17 protein-coding genes are annotated in these 21448 nt (G+C 69.9%); 16 read left to right on the forward strand and 1 reads right to left on the reverse strand.

The genetic code is table 11. The features are described 5' to 3' along the window. The first annotated feature begins 258 nt into the window (after window positions 1–258). The 16 genes from AQJ91_RS01290 to AQJ91_RS01365 all read left to right on the forward strand — a co-directional run bounded on the left by AQJ91_RS01290 (window position 259) and on the right by AQJ91_RS01365 (window position 17458). Window positions 259–765: a cell division protein FtsL gene (locus AQJ91_RS01290; protein WP_067014894.1), complete on the forward strand. Its 507-nt coding sequence runs from the start codon at window positions 259–261 to the stop codon at window positions 763–765. 5 nt (window positions 766–770) lie between these two features. After that, window positions 771–2729 carry a peptidoglycan D,D-transpeptidase FtsI family protein gene (locus tag AQJ91_RS01295; RefSeq protein WP_324617964.1) on the forward strand — a complete coding sequence of 653 codons (1959 nt, stop codon included), beginning with the start codon at window positions 771–773 and terminating at the stop codon, window positions 2727–2729. A gap of 217 nt (window positions 2730–2946) precedes the next feature. After that, window positions 2947–4467, forward strand: coding sequence for a UDP-N-acetylmuramoyl-L-alanyl-D-glutamate--2,6-diaminopimelate ligase (locus AQJ91_RS01300; protein ID WP_067014898.1), 1521 nt, complete (start codon window positions 2947–2949; stop codon window positions 4465–4467). 4 nt (window positions 4468–4471) lie between these two features. Next, complete coding sequence (locus AQJ91_RS01305) at window positions 4472–5878, forward strand: UDP-N-acetylmuramoyl-tripeptide--D-alanyl-D-alanine ligase (RefSeq protein WP_067014900.1); 1407 nt, start codon at window positions 4472–4474, stop codon at window positions 5876–5878. Beyond that, window positions 5878–6948, forward strand: coding sequence for a phospho-N-acetylmuramoyl-pentapeptide-transferase (gene mraY / locus AQJ91_RS01310; protein WP_107122329.1), 1071 nt, complete (start codon window positions 5878–5880; stop codon window positions 6946–6948). The genes AQJ91_RS01305 and mraY overlap by 1 nt, the downstream gene beginning before the upstream one ends. Next, the gene (gene murD / locus AQJ91_RS01315; protein ID WP_067014905.1) at window positions 6930–8372 is read left to right on the forward strand and encodes a UDP-N-acetylmuramoyl-L-alanine--D-glutamate ligase; all 1443 of its coding nucleotides are present in this window, start codon (window positions 6930–6932) and stop codon (window positions 8370–8372) included. Before mraY ends, murD begins: the two co-directional genes overlap by 19 nt. Window positions 8373–8444: 72 nt before the next feature. After that, entirely contained in the window at window positions 8445–9800 is a 1356-nt protein-coding gene (gene ftsW, locus AQJ91_RS01320) for a putative lipid II flippase FtsW (protein ID WP_067014908.1), read from the forward strand. A gap of 6 nt (window positions 9801–9806) precedes the next feature. Further along, entirely contained in the window at window positions 9807–10898 is a 1092-nt protein-coding gene (gene murG, locus AQJ91_RS01325; RefSeq protein ID WP_067014909.1) for an undecaprenyldiphospho-muramoylpentapeptide beta-N-acetylglucosaminyltransferase, read from the forward strand. Between the two features lie 26 nt (window positions 10899–10924). Then, on the forward strand, window positions 10925–11719 hold the full coding sequence (locus AQJ91_RS01330) for a cell division protein FtsQ/DivIB (protein ID WP_067014913.1): 795 nt from the start codon (window positions 10925–10927) through the stop codon (window positions 11717–11719). 279 nt (window positions 11720–11998) lie between these two features. Beyond that, on the forward strand, window positions 11999–13195 hold the full coding sequence (gene ftsZ / locus AQJ91_RS01335) for a cell division protein FtsZ (RefSeq protein WP_067014915.1): 1197 nt from the start codon (window positions 11999–12001) through the stop codon (window positions 13193–13195). After that, window positions 13192–13920 carry a peptidoglycan editing factor PgeF gene (gene pgeF / locus AQJ91_RS01340; protein WP_067014917.1) on the forward strand — a complete coding sequence of 243 codons (729 nt, stop codon included), beginning with the start codon at window positions 13192–13194 and terminating at the stop codon, window positions 13918–13920. The genes ftsZ and pgeF overlap by 4 nt, the downstream gene beginning before the upstream one ends. Window positions 13921–13926: 6 nt before the next feature. After that, window positions 13927–14646, forward strand: coding sequence for a YggS family pyridoxal phosphate-dependent enzyme (locus tag AQJ91_RS01345; protein WP_067014919.1), 720 nt, complete (start codon window positions 13927–13929; stop codon window positions 14644–14646). A gap of 129 nt (window positions 14647–14775) precedes the next feature. Then, window positions 14776–15417: a cell division protein SepF gene (locus AQJ91_RS01350; protein ID WP_067014921.1), complete on the forward strand. Its 642-nt coding sequence runs from the start codon at window positions 14776–14778 to the stop codon at window positions 15415–15417. Between the two features lie 63 nt (window positions 15418–15480). Beyond that, window positions 15481–15765, forward strand: a complete 285-nt coding sequence (locus AQJ91_RS01355) for a YggT family protein (RefSeq protein ID WP_067014924.1) — start codon at window positions 15481–15483, stop codon at window positions 15763–15765. A gap of 53 nt (window positions 15766–15818) precedes the next feature. Then, entirely contained in the window at window positions 15819–16985 is a 1167-nt protein-coding gene (locus AQJ91_RS01360; RefSeq protein WP_067014927.1) for a DivIVA domain-containing protein, read from the forward strand. A 188-nt stretch (window positions 16986–17173) separates the two neighbouring features. After that, entirely contained in the window at window positions 17174–17458 is a 285-nt protein-coding gene (locus tag AQJ91_RS01365) for a hypothetical protein (protein ID WP_067014930.1), read from the forward strand. A 52-nt stretch (window positions 17459–17510) separates the two neighbouring features. On the opposite strand, the gene ileS is transcribed toward AQJ91_RS01365, so the two are convergent. Further along, entirely contained in the window at window positions 17511–20654 is a 3144-nt protein-coding gene (gene ileS / locus AQJ91_RS01370) for an isoleucine--tRNA ligase (RefSeq protein WP_067014931.1), read from the reverse strand. Window positions 20655–21448 lie beyond the last annotated feature (794 nt).

The raw sequence follows: 21448 nt of genomic DNA on the forward strand, positions 1-21448 counted from the left end.
GAATCCCGATCCGGCGCCGGGCACTCGGGTCGGAGATCCGAACCGAGGCGTGCGCGTGCAGGCCCGTCCCCCGAACCCAGGGACGGGCGCCCGGCGCTGCGACCGGGATCCGGCGGCGCAGGCGCGCGGGTGGGGTCGAAACCTCGACCCGGGCGCGGTCGTACGGGTTTGAATGCCTGACTCAGGCGCGGTCGCGCGGGTTTGAGAACCCAACCCGCGCCGGACTCGTGGGTTCGGAAACCAGACCGGGGAGGGCGAGTGAGTAGGAAACCCGAACTGAAGGGGCGCGCGGCTCGGCTCGCGCGCCTCTTTCCCACCGGCCCCGGCCAGGCCGCCCGCACCCCCTTCGTCCTCCTTGTCGTCCTCCTCCTGGGCGGAGGCCTCATCGGGCTCCTCGTACTGAACTCCGCCCTCAGCGAAGGCGCGTTCAAACTCGACGACCTGCAGAAGGAGACGAAGTCCCTCACCGACGAGGAACAGTCCCTCCAGCGCGACGTCGATGCCTACTCCGCCCCCGACGCCCTCCAGCGCCGCGCCCGCGAGCTCGGCATGGTGCCCGGCGGCGACCCCGCCTTCCTCAACCCCGACGGCACGGTCAAGGGCGTCCCCACCCCCGCGGCCGCCCGGCAGACCACCGCGCGCAACCCGCTGGCCCTCGCCCCCGAGGCGTTCGGCACCCTGCCCGCGGAGCCCCCGACGTCCACCGTGCCCGCGGCCCCCGAGGCCACCCCCTCGACACCACAGCCCACGACCCCCGGCAGGTGACGGAAGTGTCCGACAGGGAACCGCCGCGCCGCCGTGTGCCCGGACCCGCACGCCCCGCCCGTTCCGGCGGCGGACGGCGCCCCGGACCCGGCGCCCGCCCGGCCCGCCGCCCGGCGGCGCCCCGCCCCGCGGCCCCCCGCGTCATCCGGCTGGGCAGCCCCCGCCCCCGGCTGCGCATGGTCAGCCTCGCGCTGACCCTCGTCCTGATCGCCTTCGTCGTACGGCTGCTCCAGGTGCAGGCCGTCGACGCGAGCACCTACGCCGCCAAGGCCGAGCAGAACCGGTACGTCGGCTACACCCTGGCCGCCGAGCGCGGCGGCATCAGCGACCGCAACGGCGTGGCCCTCGCGACCAGCGTGGACGCGTACGACGTCACCGCCGACCCCACGCTGTTCACCCGCAAGCAGCTGAAGATCGACGACGGCCCCGAACAGGCGGCCGCCCTCCTCGCCCCGATCCTCGGCCAGGAACAGGACACGATCGTCAGGAAGCTCAGGCCCCAGAACAAGGACCTGCGCTACGTCGTGCTGGCCAACCGGCAGACCCCGCAGGTCTGGAAGCAGATCAAGGACCTCAGGACCGCGCTCGCCGTGAAGGCGGACAAGGACAAGAGCACGGTCAACTTCCTCGCGGGCGTCCTCGCCGTCGCCAGCAGCAAGCGGATCTATCCGAACGGCGACCTCGCCGCCGGGATACTGGGCTGGGTCAACTCCGACGGCAAGGGCGGCGGCGGTGTCGAGCAGCAGCTGAACAAGGAGCTGGCCGGCAAGGACGGCGAGATCCGCTACGCCCAGTCCGGCGGCCGCCAGGTCCCCACCGCGGGCTCCACCGAGACCCCCGCGGTGCCCGGCAGCGACATCGAACTCACCATCGACCGCGACATCCAGTGGGCCGCGCAGAACGCGATCAGCGAGCAGGTGAAGAAGTCCCGGGCCGACCGCGGCTATGTGATCGTCCAGGACACCCGCACCGGCCAGATCCTCGCCATGGCCAACTCACCCGGCTTTGACCCCAACGACCTCTCGCGGGCCGATCCGAGCTCCCTGCACAACTGGGCCATCGAGGACGCCTACGAGCCCGGCTCCACCGCCAAGGTCCTGTCGATGGCCGCCGTACTGGAGGAGGGAGCCGCCACGCCCCGCACGCATGTCGTCGTGCCCAACCGGCTGCACCGCGGCGACCGGCTCTTCAAGGACGACATCAACCACCCGACCTGGTACCTGACGCTCAACGGCGTCCTCGCCAAGTCCAGCAACATCGGCACCATCCTCGCCACCGGCCAGCTTGGCAAGACGCAGTCCGAGGCCAACGAGGTCCTCTACTCGTACCTGCGCAAGTTCGGCCTCGGCAGCTACTCCGGGCTCGGCTTCCCCGGCGAGACCAAGGGCATCCTCGCCGCGCCCGGACAGTGGTCGACATCGCAGCAGTACACGATTCCTTTCGGCCAGGGCGTCTCCGTCAGCGCCCTGCAGGCGGCCTCCGTCTACTCCACGATCGCCAACGGCGGCGTACGCGTCGAACCCACCCTCGTACGCGGCACACAGGGACCCGACGGACGCTTCGCCCCCGCCCCCACGCCCAAGAAGACAAGGGTCGTCAGCGCCAAGACGGCGAAGACCCTCGCCCAGATGCTGGAGTCGGTCGTGGACGACGAGGAGGGGACCGGCACCAGGGCGCGCATCCTTGGCTACCGGGTCGCGGGCAAGACGGGTACGGCCAACCGCGTGGATCCGGCCACCGGCAAGTACAAGGGCTACACCTCGTCGTTCGCCGGGTTCGCGCCCGCGGACAACCCCCGGATCACCGTCTACTGCGCCATCCAGAACGCGACCAAGGGCAACTACTTCGGAGGCCAGATCTGCGGCCCCATCTACAAGCAGGTCATGGAGTTCGCCCTGAAGACCCTCCAGGTCCCGCCGACCGGGGCCAAGGCCGCCAGCCTCCCGGTCGCCTACAAACCCTGACCAGCACCGAGCAGCCAGGAACCACCTCGTGACAACGATCACCCCGGATTCCGGGAATCAGGGCGCGCCCGTGCCCTCGCCCACCCGTCGCCCACCACCACCCTTGCTCGACATCGCTGCGCGCGGGCCCCTTTTTAGCTCCGAAGCGGGTGCGCCCGGTACGCTCGCCGCCGTGCCACACGCCGATCAGTCCCAAACCACCCAGAAGGGGCATCTCGTGACGTATCCGGGACCGCCCAGGCCGGTCCAGGTCTCCGCCACACCCCTCGCGGAGCTCGCCGTTCAGCTGGGTGCCGTAGCGCCGGGGGGCGCGGCCGAGGTCACGGGCATCACCCATGACTCGCGCGCCGTCCGCCCCGGCGACCTGTACGCCGCCTTGCCGGGCGCCCGCCTGCACGGCGCCGACTTCGTCACGCAGGCCGCCGGCCTGGGTGCGGCCGCCGTGCTGACCGACCCGACCGGCGCCGAGCGCGCCGCGGCGACCGGCCTCCCGGTGCTGGTCGTGGAGAACCCGCGCGGGCGGATGGGTGAGCTGGCGGCCACGATCTACGGCCACCCCGGCCGCGACCTCCTCCAGATCGGCATCACCGGCACCTCCGGCAAGACCACCACCGCCTATCTCGTCGAGGGCGGTCTGAAGACGGTCAGGTCCACTGGACTGATCGGCACGGTCGAGATGCGCATCGGCGACGAACGCATCAAGTCCGAGCGCACCACCCCCGAGGCCACCGACCTCCAGGCCCTGTTCGCCGTCATGCGCGAACGCGATGTCGAGGCGGTCGCCATGGAGGTCTCCAGCCATGCGCTGGTCCTCGGCCGGGTCGACGGCTGCGTCTTCGACATCGCCGTCTTCAACAACCTCAGCCCGGAACACATGGAGTTCCACTCCGACATGGAGGACTACTTCCGGGCCAAGGCGCAGCTCTTCACGCCGCAACGCAGCAGACTCGGCGTCGTCAACCTCGACGACGAGTACGGCCGCAGGCTCGCCAAGGAAGCCACCGTCCCGGTCGTCACCTTCTCCGCCGAGGGCCACCCCGACGCCGACTGGCGTGCCGAGGACGTCCACATCGGCCCCATGGACTCGACGTTCACCGCAGTCGGCCCCAAGGGCGAGCGGATCGACGCCAGGTCCCCGATCGCCGGCCCCTTCAACGTGGCCAACACCCTCGCCGCGATCACCGCCCTCGCCGTCGCCGGCCTGGACCCGCAGGCCGCCGCCGACGGCGTCGCCGCCGTGCCGGGCGTACCGGGCCGGCTGGAGCGCGTGGACGCCGGGCAGCCGTACCTCGCGGTCGTCGACTACGCCCACAAGACGGACGCCGTCGAATCGGTCCTGCGCGCCCTGCGCAAGGTCACCGAGGGCCGGCTGCACCTCGTGCTCGGCTGCGGCGGAGACCGGGACAAGACCAAGCGCGGCCCGATGGGAGCCGCCGCGGCCCGGCTCGCCGACACGGCCGTACTGACCTCCGACAACCCCCGCTCCGAAGACCCCCTCGCGATCCTCGCGACCATGCTCCAGGGTGCGGCGTCCGTACCGGCACACGAGCGCGGCGAGGTCCAGGTCTTCGAGGACCGGGCCGCCGCGATCGCCGCCGCGGTCGTCCGCGCGCGGCCCGGGGACACCGTGCTGGTCGCGGGCAAGGGCCATGAGCAGGGCCAGGACATCGCCGGGGTGGTGCGTCCCTTCGACGACCGCCAGGTGCTTCGCGAAGCTATCCAGAAGACCCAGGGATGAACTTGTGATCGCCCTCTCTCTCGCCGAGATCGCAGCAGTCGTCGGCGGGCAGACCTACGACATACCGGATCCGTCGGCGCAGGTCACCGGACCGGTCGTCCGGGACTCCCGTGAGGTGGAGCCCGGCAGCCTCTTCGTCGCCTTCGCCGGCGAGCGCGTGGACGGCCACGACTTCGCGGCAACGGTCGTCGAAGCGGGCGCGGCCGCCGTACTGGCGTCCCGTCCGGTCGGCGTACCCGCGATCGTCGTCGAGGACGTCCAGACGGCCCTCGGCGCCCTCGCCCGGCACGTCGTCCAGCGCCTCGGCACCACCCTCGTGGCCCTCACCGGCTCCGCGGGCAAGACCAGCACCAAGGACCTGATCGCCCAGGTCCTCGCGCGCAAGGCGCCCACGGTGTTCACGCCCGGCTCCCTCAACAACGAGATCGGGCTGCCGCTGACCGCGCTCAGCGCCACCGAGGAGACGAAGTTCCTCGTGCTGGAGATGGGCGCCCGTGGCATCGGCCACATCCGATACCTCACGGAGCTCACGCCGCCGAGGATCGGCCTCGTGATCAACGTCGGCTCCGCCCACATCGGTGAGTTCGGCGGCCGCGAGCAGATCGCCGAGGCCAAGGGCGAGCTGGTCGAGGTACTGCCCGAGAACGGTACGGCGATCCTCAACGCCGACGATCCCCTCGTACGGGCCATGGCATCCCGTACGAAGGCGAAGGTGATCCTTTTCGGCGAGTCCGGCGAAGCGGACGTACGCGCCGAGAACGTGCGACTCACGGACAGTGGACAGCCCGCCTTCCTGCTTCACACACCCACCGGTGCAAGTGAAGTGACCATGCGCCTGTACGGTGAGCACCACGTGTCGAACGCGCTCGCCGCGGCCGCCGTCGCCCACGAACTGGGCATGTCCGCGGAAGAGATCGCCACCGCGCTCTCCGAGGCGGGCTCCCTCTCCCGCTGGCGGATGGAGGTCACCGAGCGCCCGGACGGCGTGACGGTCGTCAACGACGCCTACAACGCGAACCCCGAGTCCATGCGAGCCGCCCTGCGCGCGCTCGCGGCCATGGGCAAGGGGCGGCGGACCTGGGCGGTGCTCGGCAAGATGGCCGAGCTCGGGGACGAGGCGCTCGCCGAGCACGACGCGGTCGGACGGCTGGCCGTCCGGCTCAACGTCAGCAAGCTCGTCGCGGTCGGGGGCAGGGAAGCGTCCTGGCTGCAACTGGGCGCATATAACGAGGGTTCGTGGGGTGAGGAGTCGGTGCACGTGTCCGACGCACAGGCGGCGGTCGACCTGCTGCGCAGCGAGTTGCGCCCAGGGGACGTCGTACTCGTGAAGGCGTCCCGGTCGGTCGGGCTCGAGAGCGTGGCGCAGGCGCTCGTCGAGACCGGTGCCGAGGGTGAGGTTGCCGCCCGATGATGAAGCAGATCCTGTTCTCGGGAGTCATTGGCCTCTTCCTGACTCTGGTCGGCACTCCGCTGCTGATCAAGCTGCTGGCCCGCAAGGGCTACGGCCAGTACATCCGCGACGACGGCCCGCGCGAGCACGCCAGCAAGCGCGGTACGCCGACGATGGGCGGTATCGCCTTCATCTTCGCGACGGTCGCCGCCTACTTCCTGTCCAAGGTCATCACCGGCTTCCCCCCGACCTACTCGGGTCTGCTGGTGCTGGGCCTGATGGTCGGCATGGGGCTGGTCGGCTTCCTGGACGACTACATCAAGATCGTCAAGCGGCGGTCGCTCGGTCTGCGGGCCAAGGCGAAGATGGCGGGCCAGTTGCTCGGCGGTATCGCCTTCGCGGTGCTCTCGCTGCAGTTCGAGGACGCCCGCGGCAACACCCCGGCGTCCACGAGGCTGTCGTTCATCACGGACTTCGGCTGGACGATCGGCCCGGTGCTGTTCGTCGTCTGGGCGCTGTTCATGATCCTCGCGATGTCGAACGGCGTGAACCTCACCGACGGTCTGGACGGTCTGGCCACGGGCGCCTCGGTGCTCGTCTTCGGCGCCTACACCTTCATCGGCGTCTGGCAGTTCCAGGAGTCCTGCGCCAACGCCCTGGACCTGACCAACCCGGGCGCCTGCTACGAGGTTCGAGATCCGCTCGATCTCGCCGTCGTCGCCTCGGCGCTGATGGGTTCCTGCCTCGGCTTCCTGTGGTGGAACACCTCGCCGGCCAAGATCTTCATGGGTGACACCGGTTCGCTCGCGCTCGGCGGTGTGCTCGCCGGCCTCGCGATCTGCTCGCGTACCGAGCTGCTGCTCGCCCTCCTCGGCGGCCTGTTCGTCCTGATCACCATGTCCGTGGTCATCCAGGTCGGCTCCTTCAAGCTCACCGGCAAGCGCGTCTTCCGGATGGCGCCACTGCAGCACCACTTCGAACTCAAGGGCTGGTCCGAAGTGCTCGTGGTGGTCCGCTTCTGGATCATCCAGGGCATCTGCGTGATCGTCGGCCTGGGCCTCTTCTACGCGGGATGGGCAGCGGACAAGTGACCGACTGGCAGGGGAAGCACGTCACCGTCGCCGGGCTCGGCGTCTCCGGCATCCCGGCGGCCAAGGTGCTGCACGGGCTCGGCGCGAAGGTCACCGTCGTCAACGACGGCGACGACGCACGCGCGCGTGAGCAGGCCGCCGAACTGGAGGCGCTCGGCATCACCGTCCGTCTCGGCGACACTGCATCCATGAGCGGCTCCGCCGCGGGGACCCTGCCCGAAGGCACCGAACTGATCGTCACCACGCCCGGCTGGAAGCCCGACAAGCCCCTGTTCGTGGCGGCCCGGGAGGCCAGCGTCCCGGTCTGGGGCGACGTCGAGCTGGCCTGGCGGCTCAGGGGCCCGGACGCGGCACCCTGGCTCGCGGTCACGGGCACCAACGGCAAGACCACCACCACGCAGATGCTCGCCTCCATCCTCAGGGCGGCGGGCCTGCGCACGGCAGCCGTCGGCAACATCGGCGTCTCGCTGCTGGACGTCGTCCTCGGCGAGGAGGAGTACGACGTCCTCGCGGTGGAGCTGTCCAGCTACCAGCTGCACTGGGCGCCCTCACTGCGCGCCCACTCGGCGGCCGTGCTGAACCTCGCCCCCGACCACCTCGACTGGCACGGCTCCATGGAGGCGTACGCCGCTGACAAGGGCCGCATCTACGAGGGCAATCGGGTCGCCTGCGTCTACAACGTCGCCGACAAGGCCACCGAGGACCTGGTCCGCGAGGCCGACGTCGAGGAGGGCTGCCGGGCCGTCGGCTTCACGTTGGGTACGCCCGCGCCCTCCCAACTCGGCGTCGTCGAGGGCATCCTGGTCGACCGCGCCTTCGTGGAGAACCGGCAGAAGAACGCCCAGGAGCTCGCCGAGGTCTCCGACGTCAACCCGCCGGCCCCGCACAACATCGCCAACGCCCTGGCGGCGGCGGCCCTCGCCCGCGCCTTCGGGGTGCCCCCCACGGCCGTACGGGACGGGCTGCGGGCCTTCACCCCGGACGCGCACCGCATCGCGCACGTGGCGGACGTGGCCGGTGTCACCTATATCGACGACTCCAAGGCGACCAACACCCACGCCGCGGAAGCCTCGTTGTCGGCGTACGAGTCGATCGTGTGGATCGCGGGCGGGCTCGCCAAGGGTGCCACCTTCGACGAGCTGGTCGCCAAGTCGGCAAAGCGACTTCGGGGCGTCGTCCTGATAGGCGCCGACCGCGCGCTGATCCGTGAAGCCCTGACGCGACACGCGCCGGAGGTACCCGTCGTCGACCTCGACCGGACCGACACTGGGGCGATGCTCGCGGCTGTCCAGGAGGCCCAGCGCCTCGCCGAGCCCGGAGACACGGTGCTGCTGGCACCGGGCTGTGCCTCGATGGACATGTTCGCCAACTACAACAAGCGCGGTGACGCGTTCGCGGAGGCGGTTCGCGAACTCGGCGCCTGACCCGGCCGCCTGCCGGGCGACCTTGGGAGGGACGCGTGGGACCGTCAAGGCCGACGTTCAGCGGAGCAGCCGATGCCCGGTAGCCGTACCGGGCGTCCGCCCGTGCAGCGCCGCGTCAGACGGCCCGTCACTCAGCGTCCGCCGCGCGACAACGCAGTACGACGCCTCTACACCCGCGCGCGCAACGCCTGGGACCGGCCGCTGACCGCGTACTACCTGATCCTCGGCGGCAGCCTGCTGATCACCGTGCTCGGGCTGGTGATGGTCTACTCGGCCTCCCAGATCAAGGCGCTGCAGAATTCGCTTCCGGGCTCGTACTTCTTCCGCAAGCAGCTCCTCGCCGCCGCGATCGGCGCCGGGCTGCTGCTGATCGCCTCGCGTATGCCGGTCAAGCTGCACCGGGCGCTGGCCTATCCGATCCTCGCGGGCGCCGTCTTCCTGATGGCGCTGGTGCAGGTGCCGGGGATAGGGGTCGCGATCAACGGCAACCAGAACTGGATCGCGCTCGGCGGCTCCTTCCAGATCCAGCCCAGCGAGTTCGGCAAGCTCGCGCTGGTGCTGTGGGGCGCCGACCTGCTCGCCCGCAAGCAGGACAAGAAGCTGCTCACACAGTGGAAGCACATGCTGGTGCCGCTGGTTCCGGTCGCCTTCATGCTCCTCGGGCTGATCATGCTCGGCGGCGACATGGGCACGGCGATCATCCTGACGGCGATCCTGTTCGGCCTGCTCTGGCTGGCGGGCGCCCCGACCAGGCTGTTCGTGGGGGTCCTGTCGGTCGCCGGCGCGATCGGCCTGCTCCTCATCAGGACCAGCCCGAACCGCATGGCCCGCCTGCAGTGCCTCGGCGCCACCGAGCCCCGCAGCGGCGAGATCGACTGCTGGCAGGCCGTGCACGGCATCTACGCCCTCGCGTCCGGCGGAATCTTCGGTTCCGGGCTCGGCGCGAGTGTGGAAAAATGGGGCCGACTCCCCGAAGCCCACACCGACTTCATCTTCGCCGTCACCGGTGAGGAACTGGGCCTCGCGGGGACGCTGTCGGTACTCGCCCTCTTCGCGGCTCTAGGCTATGCGGGTATCCGCGTGGCCGGACGCACGGAGGACCCCTTCGTGAGGTATGCCGCGGGAGGTGTGACCACCTGGATCACCGCTCAGGCGGTGATCAACATCGGTGCGGTGCTCGGCCTGCTGCCGATCGCCGGGGTCCCCCTCCCGCTGTTCTCCTACGGGGGTTCCGCCCTGTTGCCGACCATGTTCGCCATCGGGCTGCTGATCGCCTTCGCACGCGACGAGCCCGCTGCGCGGGCGGCGCTTTCGATGCGCCAACCCCGCTTTGGTAGAAAGCGGGCGGGAGGTCCTGTGCGGGGACCTCGGAGATGGAACACGATGCGACGGCGTGCCCCTGTGGCGCGCTCGTCCGGAGAGCGGTGAATTTCGGTGCATGTCGTACTCGCCGGTGGGGGGACCGCCGGCCACATCGAGCCCGCGCTCGCCCTCGCGGACGCACTGCGCAGGCAGGACCCGACCGTGGGGATCACGGCCCTGGGCACGGAGCGGGGCCTGGAGACCACGCTCGTACCGCAGCGGGGCTACGAGCTCGCGCTGATCCCGGCCGTGCCGCTGCCGCGCAAGCCCACCCCCGAGCTGATCACCGTCCCGGGCCGGCTGCGCGGCACGATCAAGGCGACCGAGCAGATCCTGGAGCGCACCAAGGCGGACGCCGTCGTCGGCTTCGGCGGCTATGTCGCGCTGCCCGGCTACCTCGCCGCCAAGCGCCTCGGCGTGCCGATCATCATCCACGAGGCCAACGCCCGCCCCGGTCTCGCCAACAAGATCGGTTCGCGGTACGCCGCCCGGGTCGCCGTCTCCACGCCCGACAGCAAGCTCCGTGACGCCCGCTACATCGGCATCCCGCTGCGCCGCTCCATCGCCACCCTCGACCGGGCCGCCATGCGCCCGGAGGCCCGCGCGATGTTCGGCCTCGACCCGAACCTGCCGACCCTGCTGGTCTCCGGCGGCTCACAGGGCGCCCGGCGCCTGAACGAGGTCGTCCAGCAGGTCGCGCCCCGGCTGCAGCAGGCCGGCATCCAGATCCTGCACGCGGTCGGCCCCAAGAACGAACTGCCACAGGTGCACCAGATGCCGGGGATGCCGCCCTACATCCCGGTAAGTTACCTGGACCGGATGGATCTCGCGTACGCCGCGGCCGACATGATGCTCTGCCGCGCGGGCGCGATGACCGTCGCCGAACTCTCCGCCGTCGGACTGCCGGCCGCCTATGTCCCGCTGCCCATCGGCAACGGCGAACAGCGGCTGAACGCCCAGCCGGTGGTCAAGGCCGGCGGCGGACTGCTGGTCGACGACGCGGAACTGACGCCCCAGTGGCTGCAGCAGAACGTCCTGCCCGTGCTCGCCGACCCGCACCGGCTGTACGAGATGTCCCGCGCCGCAAGCGAGTTCGGCCGCCGGGACGCCGACGACCTGCTCGTCGGCATGGTGTACGAGGCGATCGCCGCGCAGCGACGCTAGGACCGTGTGACGGAGGGCAGGGGAGCGTGGCCGGACCGACGACCGCCGAGCGCGGTGAACGCCAGCAGGAGTCGCCCGACCCGCCCCTCGCCCGGCGGTTGAGGCCGCCGAAGCTTCGTACGATCATCATCCTCGCCGTCGTGCTGGTCCTCCTCGGCGCGGGTTCGGTCTGGCTCCTGTACGGCTCGCAGTGGCTGCGTGTGGAACGCGTGTCCGTCTCCGGCACCCGGGTGCTGACGCCCGAGCAGGTGCGGGAGGCGGCCGCGGTCCCGGTCGGCGCACCGCTGATTTCCGTCGGCACCGATGAGATCGAGGCAAGACTGCGCAGGAAATTGCCCCGAATTGACGCGGTTGACGTGGTCCGTTCCTGGCCTCATGGAATCGCACTGAAAGTGACCGAGCGCACTCCGGTTCTGATTGTCCAAAAGGGCGGAAACTTCGTCGAAGTGGACGATGAAGGTGTCCGATTCGCGACGGTTTCCGAGGCTCCGAAAGGCGTTCCGGCACTGGAATTGTCGGTGTCCCGGTCCAGCTCCGCGGCGGCGAGCCTGCGCCGCTTCGGCGAGGCCCGCCTGGTGCGCGAGGCCGTACGGGTCGCCGATGCCATTCCGTCCGCCGTCGCGCGGGACACCCGGACCGTCAAGGTGCGCTCGTACGACGACATCTCGCTGGAGTTGAGCGGCGGCCGTATCGTCGCGTGGGGGAGCGGCGAGAAGGGGGCCGCGAAGGCCCGTACACTCACCGCTCTCATGAAAGCCTCCCCGGATGCGCGGCACTTCGACGTCAGCGTTCCCACGGCCCCTGCGTCAGCGGGGAGTTGACGCACATCCGCGCAGGCCAGCACCCTGGTTGGGCAGCGACACGGCTGATCACATAGGGTGAAAAGAAAAACGGGAGGTTCGGCGTGTTCGTTGAACGGGCGCCACTTGTCGACTTAGTGTCCTGTTCAGAAGACTTCATGGAACAGACACACTGGTAACCCTAAACTTCAGGGTTAGGGTTCGGGTCGGCGCTACGGACCGTCCCATTCGGCATCAGTCGTCGGATCGCGGCGCACCCGCGAGGCGACGACACGTAACTCGAGGCGAGAGGCCTTCGACGTGGCAGCACCGCAGAACTACCTCGCAGTCATCAAAGTCATCGGTGTCGGCGGCGGTGGTGTCAATGCCATCAACCGGATGATCGAGGTCGGTCTCAAGGGCGTCGAGTTCATCGCCATCAACACCGACGCGCAAGCTCTGTTGATGAGCGACGCCGACGTCAAGCTCGACGTCGGCCGTGAACTCACCCGCGGACTCGGCGCCGGAGCCAACCCGGCCGTCGGCCGCAAGGCCGCCGAGGATCACCGTGAGGAGATCGAGGAGGTCCTCAAGGGGGCCGACATGGTCTTCGTGACGGCCGGTGAAGGCGGCGGCACCGGCACCGGCGGCGCGCCCGTCGTGGCCAACATCGCACGCAACCTCGGCGCCCTCACCATCGGCGTGGTCACGCGCCCGTTCACCTTCGAGGGACGGCGCCGCGCGAACCAGGCGGAGGACGGCATCGCGGAGCTCCGCGAAGAGGTCGACACCCTCATCGTCATCCCGAACGACCGGCTGCTGTCCATCTCGGACCGCCAGGTCTCGGTCCTCGACGCCTTCAAGTCGGCGGACCAGGTCCTGCTCTCCGGTGTACAGGGCATCACCGACCTCATCACCACGCCCGGCCTGATCAACCTCGACTTCGCCGACGTGAAGTCGGTCATGTCCGAGGCGGGTTCGGCCCTCATGGGCATCGGCTCGGCCCGCGGCGACGACCGCGCGGTGGCCGCGGCCGAGATGGCGATCTCCTCGCCGCTGCTGGAGGCGTCCATCGACGGCGCCCGCGGTGTCCTGCTCTCCATCTCCGGCGGCTCCGACCTGGGTCTGTTCGAGATCAACGAGGCCGCCCAGCTGGTCAGCGAGGCCGCCCACCCCGAGGCCAACATCATCTTCGGCGCCGTCATCGACGACGCCCTGGGCGACGAGGTCCGGGTCACGGTGATCGCGGCCGGCTTCGACGGGGGCCAGCCGCCGGCCAAGCGCGACAACATCCTCGGCTCGGCCTCGAACTCGGCCCGCCGCGAGGAGCCCACTCCGGTACGGCAGACCGAGAGCCGTCCGTCCTTCGGCTCGCTCGGCAGCGTCACGCCGAAGGAGGAGCCGGAGCCGGCCCCCGAGCCGGTGGCCGACATTCAGGTCTCCCCGCCGGTCCCGCCGTCCCGGTCCTACACGGACAGCGCCGCCGAGGAGCTGGACGTGCCGGACTTCCTGAAGTGATAGGACAGCGCGAAAGCGTGAGCGGCGCGCACTTCGCCTTCACCGACAGGTGGGGCGGGGTGAGCGCCGCTCCGTATGAGGAACTCAACCTCGGCGGCGCGGTCGGCGACGACGCGGACGCCGTACGCACGAATCGTGAGCTGGCCGCCAAGTCCCTGGGCGCCGACGCCGCTCAGGTGGTCTGGATGAACCAGGTGCACGGGGCCGACGTCGCCGTGGTCGACGAGCCCTGGGGAGATCGTCCGGTGCCCGAGGTCGACGCGATCGTCACCGCCGAGCGCGGTCTCGCCCTCGCCGTCCTCACCGCCGACTGCACACCCGTTCTGCTCGCCGATCCCGTCGCCGGCATCGCCGCCGCGGCCCACGCCGGCCGGCCCGGCATGGTGACCGGGGTTGTCCCCGCCGCCGTACGGGCCATGATCGAACTCGGCGCCGAGCCGTCCCGGATCGTCGCCCGCACCGGACCCGCCGTCTGCGGCCGGTGCTACGAGGTGCCGGAGGAGATGCGCGCCGAGGTCGCCGCCGCCGAGCCGGCGGCGTACGCCGAGACGAGTTGGGGCACTCCCGCCGTCGACGTGAGCGCCGGAGTGCACGCGCAGCTCGGCCGGCTCGGGGTGCGCGACCGGGAGCAGTCGCCGGTGTGCACGCTGGAGTCGGAGGACCACTTCTCGTACCGCCGCGACCGCACCACGGGTCGGCTCGCCGGCTATGTCTGGCTGGACTGATGGGGCATGACGGACCGTAAGGGCGAACTCGCCGCGAACCTGGCGAAGGTGGAGGAGCGCATCGCCGCCGCGTGCGTGGCCGCCGGACGCAAGCGCGAAGAGGTGACCCTGATCGTGGTCACCAAGACCTACCCCGCCGCCGATGTGCGGGTCCTGTCGGAACTCGGTGTGCGCCATGTCGCCGAGAACAAGGACCAGGACGCGGCACCCAAGGCCGCCGAATGTTCGGATCTGCCCCTTACTTGGCATTTCGTCGGTCAGTTGCAGACCAACAAAGTGCGTTCCGTGGTCGGTTACGCGGATCTCGTGCAGTCCGTCGATCGTTCCAAGCTCGTCACGGTTCTCTCGAGGGAGGCCGTACGCGCGGAGCGTGAGGTGGGATGTCTCATCCAGGTCGCACTCGACGCGGGGGCGGGCGGAAGAGGGGAGCGGGGTGGCGTGGCGCCGGGCGGAATCGAGGAGTTGGCCGGACTTGTCGCCGCGGCGCCGGGGCTGCGGCTCGACGGACTGATGACCGTGGCTCCGCTGACCGGGGAGTACGCGGGGCGCCAACAGGCTGCGTTCGAGCGGTTGATGGATTTGTCGACTGACATGCGCCGAGCCCATCCGGCTGCGAACATGGTGTCGGCAGGGATGAGTGCGGACCTCGAGGAGGCCGTGGCGGCCGGAGCGACACATGTACGCGTCGGCACTGCGGTACTCGGACTCCGCCCCAGGCTCGGGTAACGTCGCCAGGAAGTCGGACCACAGCAGAAAATATGGTCATTACCGCCGAAAGGCGGTCGTAACGACCTCGTGGATCGCGGACACTTGGCAGTCGTCAGCCGATCCACCACAGAGCGGAGGACTCAGAGAATGGCCGGCGCGATGCGCAAGATGGCGGTCTACCTCGGCCTCGTGGAGGACGACGGGTACGACGGCCGGGGGTTCGACCCCGACGACGACTTCGAACCCGAACTGGACCCGGAGCCCGAGCGGGACCACAGGCGGCACGAGCCGTCCCACCAGTCACACGGCGCACATCAGTCCCAGAGGGACGAAGAGGTGCGAATCGTGCAAGCTCCCGCGCCACGCGAACCGGTGGCCCGATCCGCTTCGCTAGCCGCGGAATCCGGACGTCCGGCGCGCATCGCGCCCGTGGCATCCATCACACAAGAACGCGCAAGCCTGGAGAAGAACGCACCGGTGATCATGCCCAAGGTCGTGTCGGAACGAGAGCCTTACCGGATCACCACGCTTCACCCGCGAACCTACAACGAGGCCCGTACCATCGGGGAACACTTCCGTGAGGGCACCCCGGTGATCATGAATCTGACTGAGATGGATGACACAGACGCCAAGCGACTTGTCGACTTTGCGGCTGGTTTGGTGTTTGGTCTTCACGGCAGCATCGAGCGGGTGACGCAGAAGGTATTCCTGTTGTCTCCTGCTAACGTCGATGTCACGGCGGAGGACAAGGCCCGTATCGCAGAGGGCGGGTTCTTCAACCAGAGCTGAGATGCACGACCGGAAAACAGCAGTACCGACAGCACATAAGCAGGGGAGAGGGAAGCACCGATCATGGGCGTGGTCCTGGATGTCGTCTACATCGCGCTGATGTGCTTCCTCATCGTGCTCATCTTCCGGTTGGTCATGGACTACGTCTTCCAGTTCGCCCGCTCGTGGCAACCCGGCAAGGCGATGGTGGTCGTTCTGGAGGCCACCTACACTGTCACTGATCCACCGCTCAAGCTTCTGCGGCGGTTCATTCCGCCGCTGCGTCTCGGGGGCGTGGCGCTCGACCTGTCCTTCTTCGTACTGATGATCATCGTCTACATCCTGATCTCGATCGTGAGCCGGCTGTGAGCGATGTGAACTACCGTCTTGCCGAATGCCGACGACTACGTTGAGGTGAAGAGATGCCGTTGACCCCCGAGGACGTGCGGAACAAGCAGTTCACGACCGTCCGCCTCCGAGAAGGCTATGACGAGGACGAGGTCGATGCCTTCCTCGATGAGGTCGAAGCCGAACTGACCCGCCTGCTCCGCGAGAACGAGGACCTGCGGGCCAAGCTGGCCGCGGCCACGCGCGCTGCTGCCCAGAACCAGCAGAACATGCGCAAGCCTCCGGAGCAGCCGCAGGACCAGCAGCAGGGTATGCCGCAGCAGCAGGGTATGCCCCCGCAGCAGCAGGGCATGCCGCAGCAGGGCATGCGCGGGCCTGGACCCGGTGCCCCGGTGCCGGCCGGCATATCGGGCCCGCCGCAGCAGCAGATGGGCGGCCCCATGGGAGGCCCGCCCCAGCTGCCTAGCGGTGCCCCGCAGCTGCCCGCCGGTCCCGGCGGTCAGGGTGGTCCGCAGGGTCCCGGTCCGATGGGCCAGGGTCCGGGGCCGATGGGTCAGCCCCCGATGCAGCAGCAGATGGGCGGCCCCATGGGCGGTCCGATGGGTGGCCCCATGGGCGGTCCCGGTCAGGGCGGCCCCGGTGGCGACAGCGCCGCGCGCGTTCTGTCGCTGGCCCAGCAGACCGCTGACCAGGCGATCGCCGAGGCCCGTTCCGAGGCCAACAAGATCGTCGGCGAGGCGCGTTCGCGTGCCGAGGGTCTCGAGCGTGACGCCCGTGCCAAGGCCGACGCCCTGGAGCGGGACGCGCAGGAGAAGCACCGCGTCGCGATGGGCTCCCTGGAGTCCGCCCGCGCCACGCTGGAGCGCAAGGTCGAGGACCTGCGTGGCTTCGAGCGCGAGTACCGCACGCGGCTGAAGTCCTACCTGGAGTCCCAGCTGCGTCAGCTGGAGACCCAGGCCGACGACTCGCTGGCCCCGCCGCGCACCCCGGCCACCGCCTCCCTGCCGCCGTCCCCGGCGCCCTCGATGGCTCCGGCCGGCGCGAGCGCCCCGTCGTACGGTGGCGGCAACCAGACGATGGGCGGCGCCCCGTCGCCGGCCGCTCCGTCCTACGGCGGTCAGCAGCAGATGTCCCCGGCGATGACCCAGCCGATGGCTCCCGTACGTCCGCAGGGTCCCTCCCCGATGGGGCAGGCTCCCTCGCCGATGCGCGGGTTCCTCATCGACGAGGACGACAACTGACGGTACGTAGTACGCCTCAGGCGTCGGCAGCGTTCAGGGCGGGGCCCCGGATTTCGATCCGGGGCCCCGCCCTTTTTCGGCGTGTTGACGGCGGTGTCAGCCGGGGGTTGCAGCGTGCGGGGCGTGGGTGAGGGGAAGGTCTGGGAGTACCGGCGGGCGGACGCGGAGACGCTGCGGAGCTGGAAGGCGTGGGCGGGGTCTACGTGGACTGGCAACCGGCGCCGGTGCTGCGGGTGGCCGTCATACGAGCCACCTGGCGACAGGATCCGCAGGACCCGGCCATGCGGCACGGGGGTGCGGTCCGGGACGCGATGATGCGTGCGATCCGGGACATCCTCATGGCAGGAGGCTTCGAGATGGGCGAGAGCCCGAACGACCTCGCGGCCGGGGCGCTGTACGTAGTACGGCCGCCGGAGGAGTGGCTGCTGGAGCGGCTGGACCTCGACTCCTTGCGAGCAGCGGGCGCCCGCTGAGAAGGGCCCGGCCCCCGTACACGGGGAGACCGGGCCCTCTTGGGTCGTGCGCTTACGCCTTGCGCAGGCGGAACGTCAGCGTCAGGCCCTCGTCCGTGAACGGGGTGCCGTACGTGTCGCCGGCCTCGCCCTGGGCGAAGTCCGTGGCGAGGACCTCGTCCGCGATCAGGCCGGAGTGACCGGACAGGGCCGCGGTCACCGCCGGGTCCGTCGCGGTCCAGCGGAGCGCGATGCGGTCGGCGACGTCGAGGCCGCTGTTCTTGCGGGCCTCCTGGATCAGGCGGATCGCGTCACGGGCCAGGCCCGCACGGCGCAGCTCCTCCGTGATCTCCAGGTCCAGGGCGACCGTGGCACCGGAGTCGGACGCCACCGACCAGCCCTCGCGCGGGGTCTCCGTGATGATGACCTCGTCGGGAGCGAGCGTGACCGTCTCGCCGTCGACCTCCACCGACGCCGTGCCCTCACGCAGGGCCAGGGACAGCGCCGCCGCGTCCGCGTTGGCGACGGCCTTCGCCACCTCCTGGACACGCTTGCCGAAGCGCTTGCCCAGGGCGCGGAAGTTGGCCTTGGCGGTCGTGTCCACCAGGCTGCCGCCGACCTCGGAGAGGGACGCGAGGCCCTCCACGTTCAGCTCTTCCGCGATCTGCGCGTGCAGTTCCGGGTTGAGGGAGTCGAAGCCCGTCGCCGCGATCAGGGCTCGCCTCAGCGGCTGGCGCGTCTTCACGCCCGACTCCGCGCGCGTGGCACGGCCCAGTTCCACGAGCCGGCGGACCAGCACCATCTGCTTCGACAGCTCCGGGTCGATGGCGGAGAGGTCCGCCTCCGGCCAGGACGACAGGTGGACCGACTCCGGGGCGCCGGGGGTGACCGGGACGACCAGGTCCTGCCAGACCCGCTCGGCGATGAACGGGGTCAGCGGCGCCATCAGCTTGGTGACCGTCTCGACGACCTCGTGCAGGGTGCGCAGCGCCGCCTTGTCGCCCTGCCAGAAGCGGCGACGGGAACGGCGTACGTACCAGTTCGACAGGTCGTCGACGAACGCCGAGAGCAGCTTGCCGGCGCGCTGGGTGTCGTAGGCCTCCAGGGACTGGGTGACCTGGTCGGTGAGCGCGTGCAGTTCGGACAGCAGCCAGCGGTCCAGGACCGGGCGGTCGGCCGGGGCCGGGTCCGCCTCACTGGGCGCCCACTCGGACGTACGGGCGTACAGGGCCTGGAAGGCGACCGTGTTCCAGTACGTGAGGAGCGTCTTGCGGACGACCTCCTGGATGGTGCCGTGGCCCACGCGGCGTGCCGCCCAGGGAGAGCCGCCGGCCGCCATGAACCAGCGGACCGCGTCCGCGCCGTGCTGGTCCATCAGCGGGATCGGCTGCAGGGTGTTGCCCAGGTGCTTGGACATCTTGCGGCCGTCCTCGGCGAGGATGTGGCCCAGGCAGACGACGTTCTCGTACGACGACTTGTCGAAGACCAGCGTGCCGACGGCCATGAGGGTGTAGAACCAGCCGCGCGTCTGGTCGATCGCCTCGGAGATGAACTGCGCCGGGTAGCGGGACTCGAACAGGTCCTTGTTCTGGTACGGGTAGCCCCACTGCGCGAACGGCATCGAACCCGAGTCGTACCAGGCGTCGATGACCTCCGGCACGCGCGTGGCCGACTTGCCGCAGCCGTCCTGCGGGCAGGCGAAGGTGACGTCGTCGATGTACGGGCGGTGCGGGTCCAGGCCGGACTGGTCGGTGCCGGTCAGCTCGGTGAGCTGGGTGAGCGAGCCGACGCAGGTGAGGTGGTCGTCCTCGCAGCGCCAGATCGGCAGCGGGGTGCCCCAGTAGCGGTTGCGGGACAGCGCCCAGTCGATGTTGTTCTGCAGCCAGTCGCCGAACCGGCCGTGCTTCACCGTCTCCGGGAACCAGTTGGTCTTCTCGTTCTCCTGGAGGAGACGGTCCTTCACCGCGGTGGTGCGGATGTACCAGGACGGCTGCGCGTAGTAGAGGAGCGCGGTGTGGCAGCGCCAGCAGTGCGGGTAGCTGTGCTCGTACGGGATGTGCTTGAAGAGCAGAGCGCGCTGCTGGAGGTCTTCCGTGAGCTTCTCGTCCGCCTTCTTGAAGAAGACGCCGCCGACCAGCGGGACGTCCTCCTCGAAGGTGCCGTCCGGGCGGACCGGGTTCACGACCGGCAGGCCGTAGGCACGGCAGACCTTGAGGTCGTCCTCACCGAAAGCGGGTGACTGGTGGACCAGACCCGTACCGTCCTCGGTCGTGACGTACTCGGCGTTCACCACGAAGTGGGCGGGCGCCGGGAACTCCACGAGCTCGAGCGGACGTTGATACGTCCAGCGCTCCATCTCGGCGCCGGTGAAGGACTCGCCGGTGGTCTCCCAGCCCTCGCCGAGCGCCTTGCCGACGAGCGGTTCGGCGACGACGAGCTTCTCCTCACCGTCCGTCGCGACGACGTAGGTGACCTCGGGATGCGCGGCGACCGCGGTGTTGGAGACCAGCGTCCAGGGGGTCGTCGTCCACACCAGGAGCGCGGCCTGGCCGGCGAGCGGACCGGAGGTGAGCGGGAAACGGACGTACACCGAGGGGTCGACGACCGTCTCGTAGCCCTGCGCCAGCTCGTGGTCCGACAGGCCCGTGCCGCAGCGCGGGCACCAGGGGGAGACGCGGTGGTCCTGGACCAGCAGGCCCTTGTCGAAGATCTCCTTGAGCGACCACCAGACGGACTCGATGTACTCGGGGTCCATCGTGCGGTAGGGGTCGTCGAGGTCGGTCCAGTAGCCCATACGGGTCGTGAGCTCGGCGAACGCGTCGGTGTGCCGGGTCACGGACTCGCGGCACCTGGCGTTGAACTCGGCGATGCCGTACGCCTCGATGTCCTGCTTGCCGCTGAAGCCGAGCTCCTTCTCCACCGCCAGCTCCACGGGCAGGCCATGGCAGTCCCAGCCGGCCTTGCGGGCCACGTGGTAGCCGCGCATGGTGCGGAAGCGGGGGAAGACGTCCTTGAAGACGCGTGCCTCGATGTGGTGGGCGCCCGGCATGCCGTTGGCGGTGGGCGGGCCCTCGTAGAACACCCACTCGGGGCGGCCCTCGGACTGCTCCAGGGTCTTGGCGAAGATCTTCTGCTCGCGCCAGAAATCGAGCACCGCGTGCTCGAGCGCGGGCAGGTCGACCTGGGCGGGCACCTGGCGGTACGTCGGCGTTGTCATCAGCGAGCTTCCTCCGGCGGACTTCTGCCTTCCGTCCGGAGGGACGAGAGCTACGTCATTTCCTGCGCCGTCTTCGGCGCGCTCCCGCGGTACCACCCTCCTTGGCCCTCCGGTGCGCCGTACGCACCAGCGAGCCCTCTCATTGGGGTCGCGATGCCGGGTCTACTCGCCGCTGCTGTCCGACTGCGGCTTTCTTCCGGCGGCTCCGGGGTGATCTTCACGTCGCGCTCGCCCCCGGGCTTCCACCGTCCCCGGGTCGCTCTGGGCTGCGTACGTCGCTACTCGTCCCCATCCACGCTTTTCGCTCCGCCCAGTGTACGGCGCCGCGGGGACAGCGGCCGACCGGTTTTCCGGGGGCCGGCGGTGAGGGGCCGCGGGGCCTGCGTTGACCCGAATGGAGCGGTACGAGTGTTCGGATTCTGGGACGTTCGAAGCGGCGGATTACCCGGCGGGGAGCTGGGCACAACGCATGCAGGTCTGCCGAGCGGCACGCGTGAGGCGGGCGAATCGGGCGGTGCGCCCCGTTGCCGCGGGACCTAAGTCGATTTATCGTCCCAGCACGATTCGCGAGCAAGATCACAATATGTGAAGGGGCCGCGGCCATGGTGGCGAAGAAGACCGCCGTACAGCATTCGGCGTCCGGCAGGTCCAGGAGTGCGCATGCCTCCGGCGGTGCCAGTGCGTCCGGCGCTGGGGCCAAGGACGTGGGTGGGAAGAAGCGTGCGCAGGGGGGTGCCGGGGCGGGGCGTGAGGCTAAGCGGGCCGGGCCGGTGAAGGCAGTGAAGGCGGTGCGG

Origin of the sequence: Streptomyces dysideae (assembly GCF_001514305.1) — a bacterium.
Classification (GTDB): Bacteria; Actinomycetota; Actinomycetes; order Streptomycetales; family Streptomycetaceae; genus Streptomyces; species Streptomyces dysideae.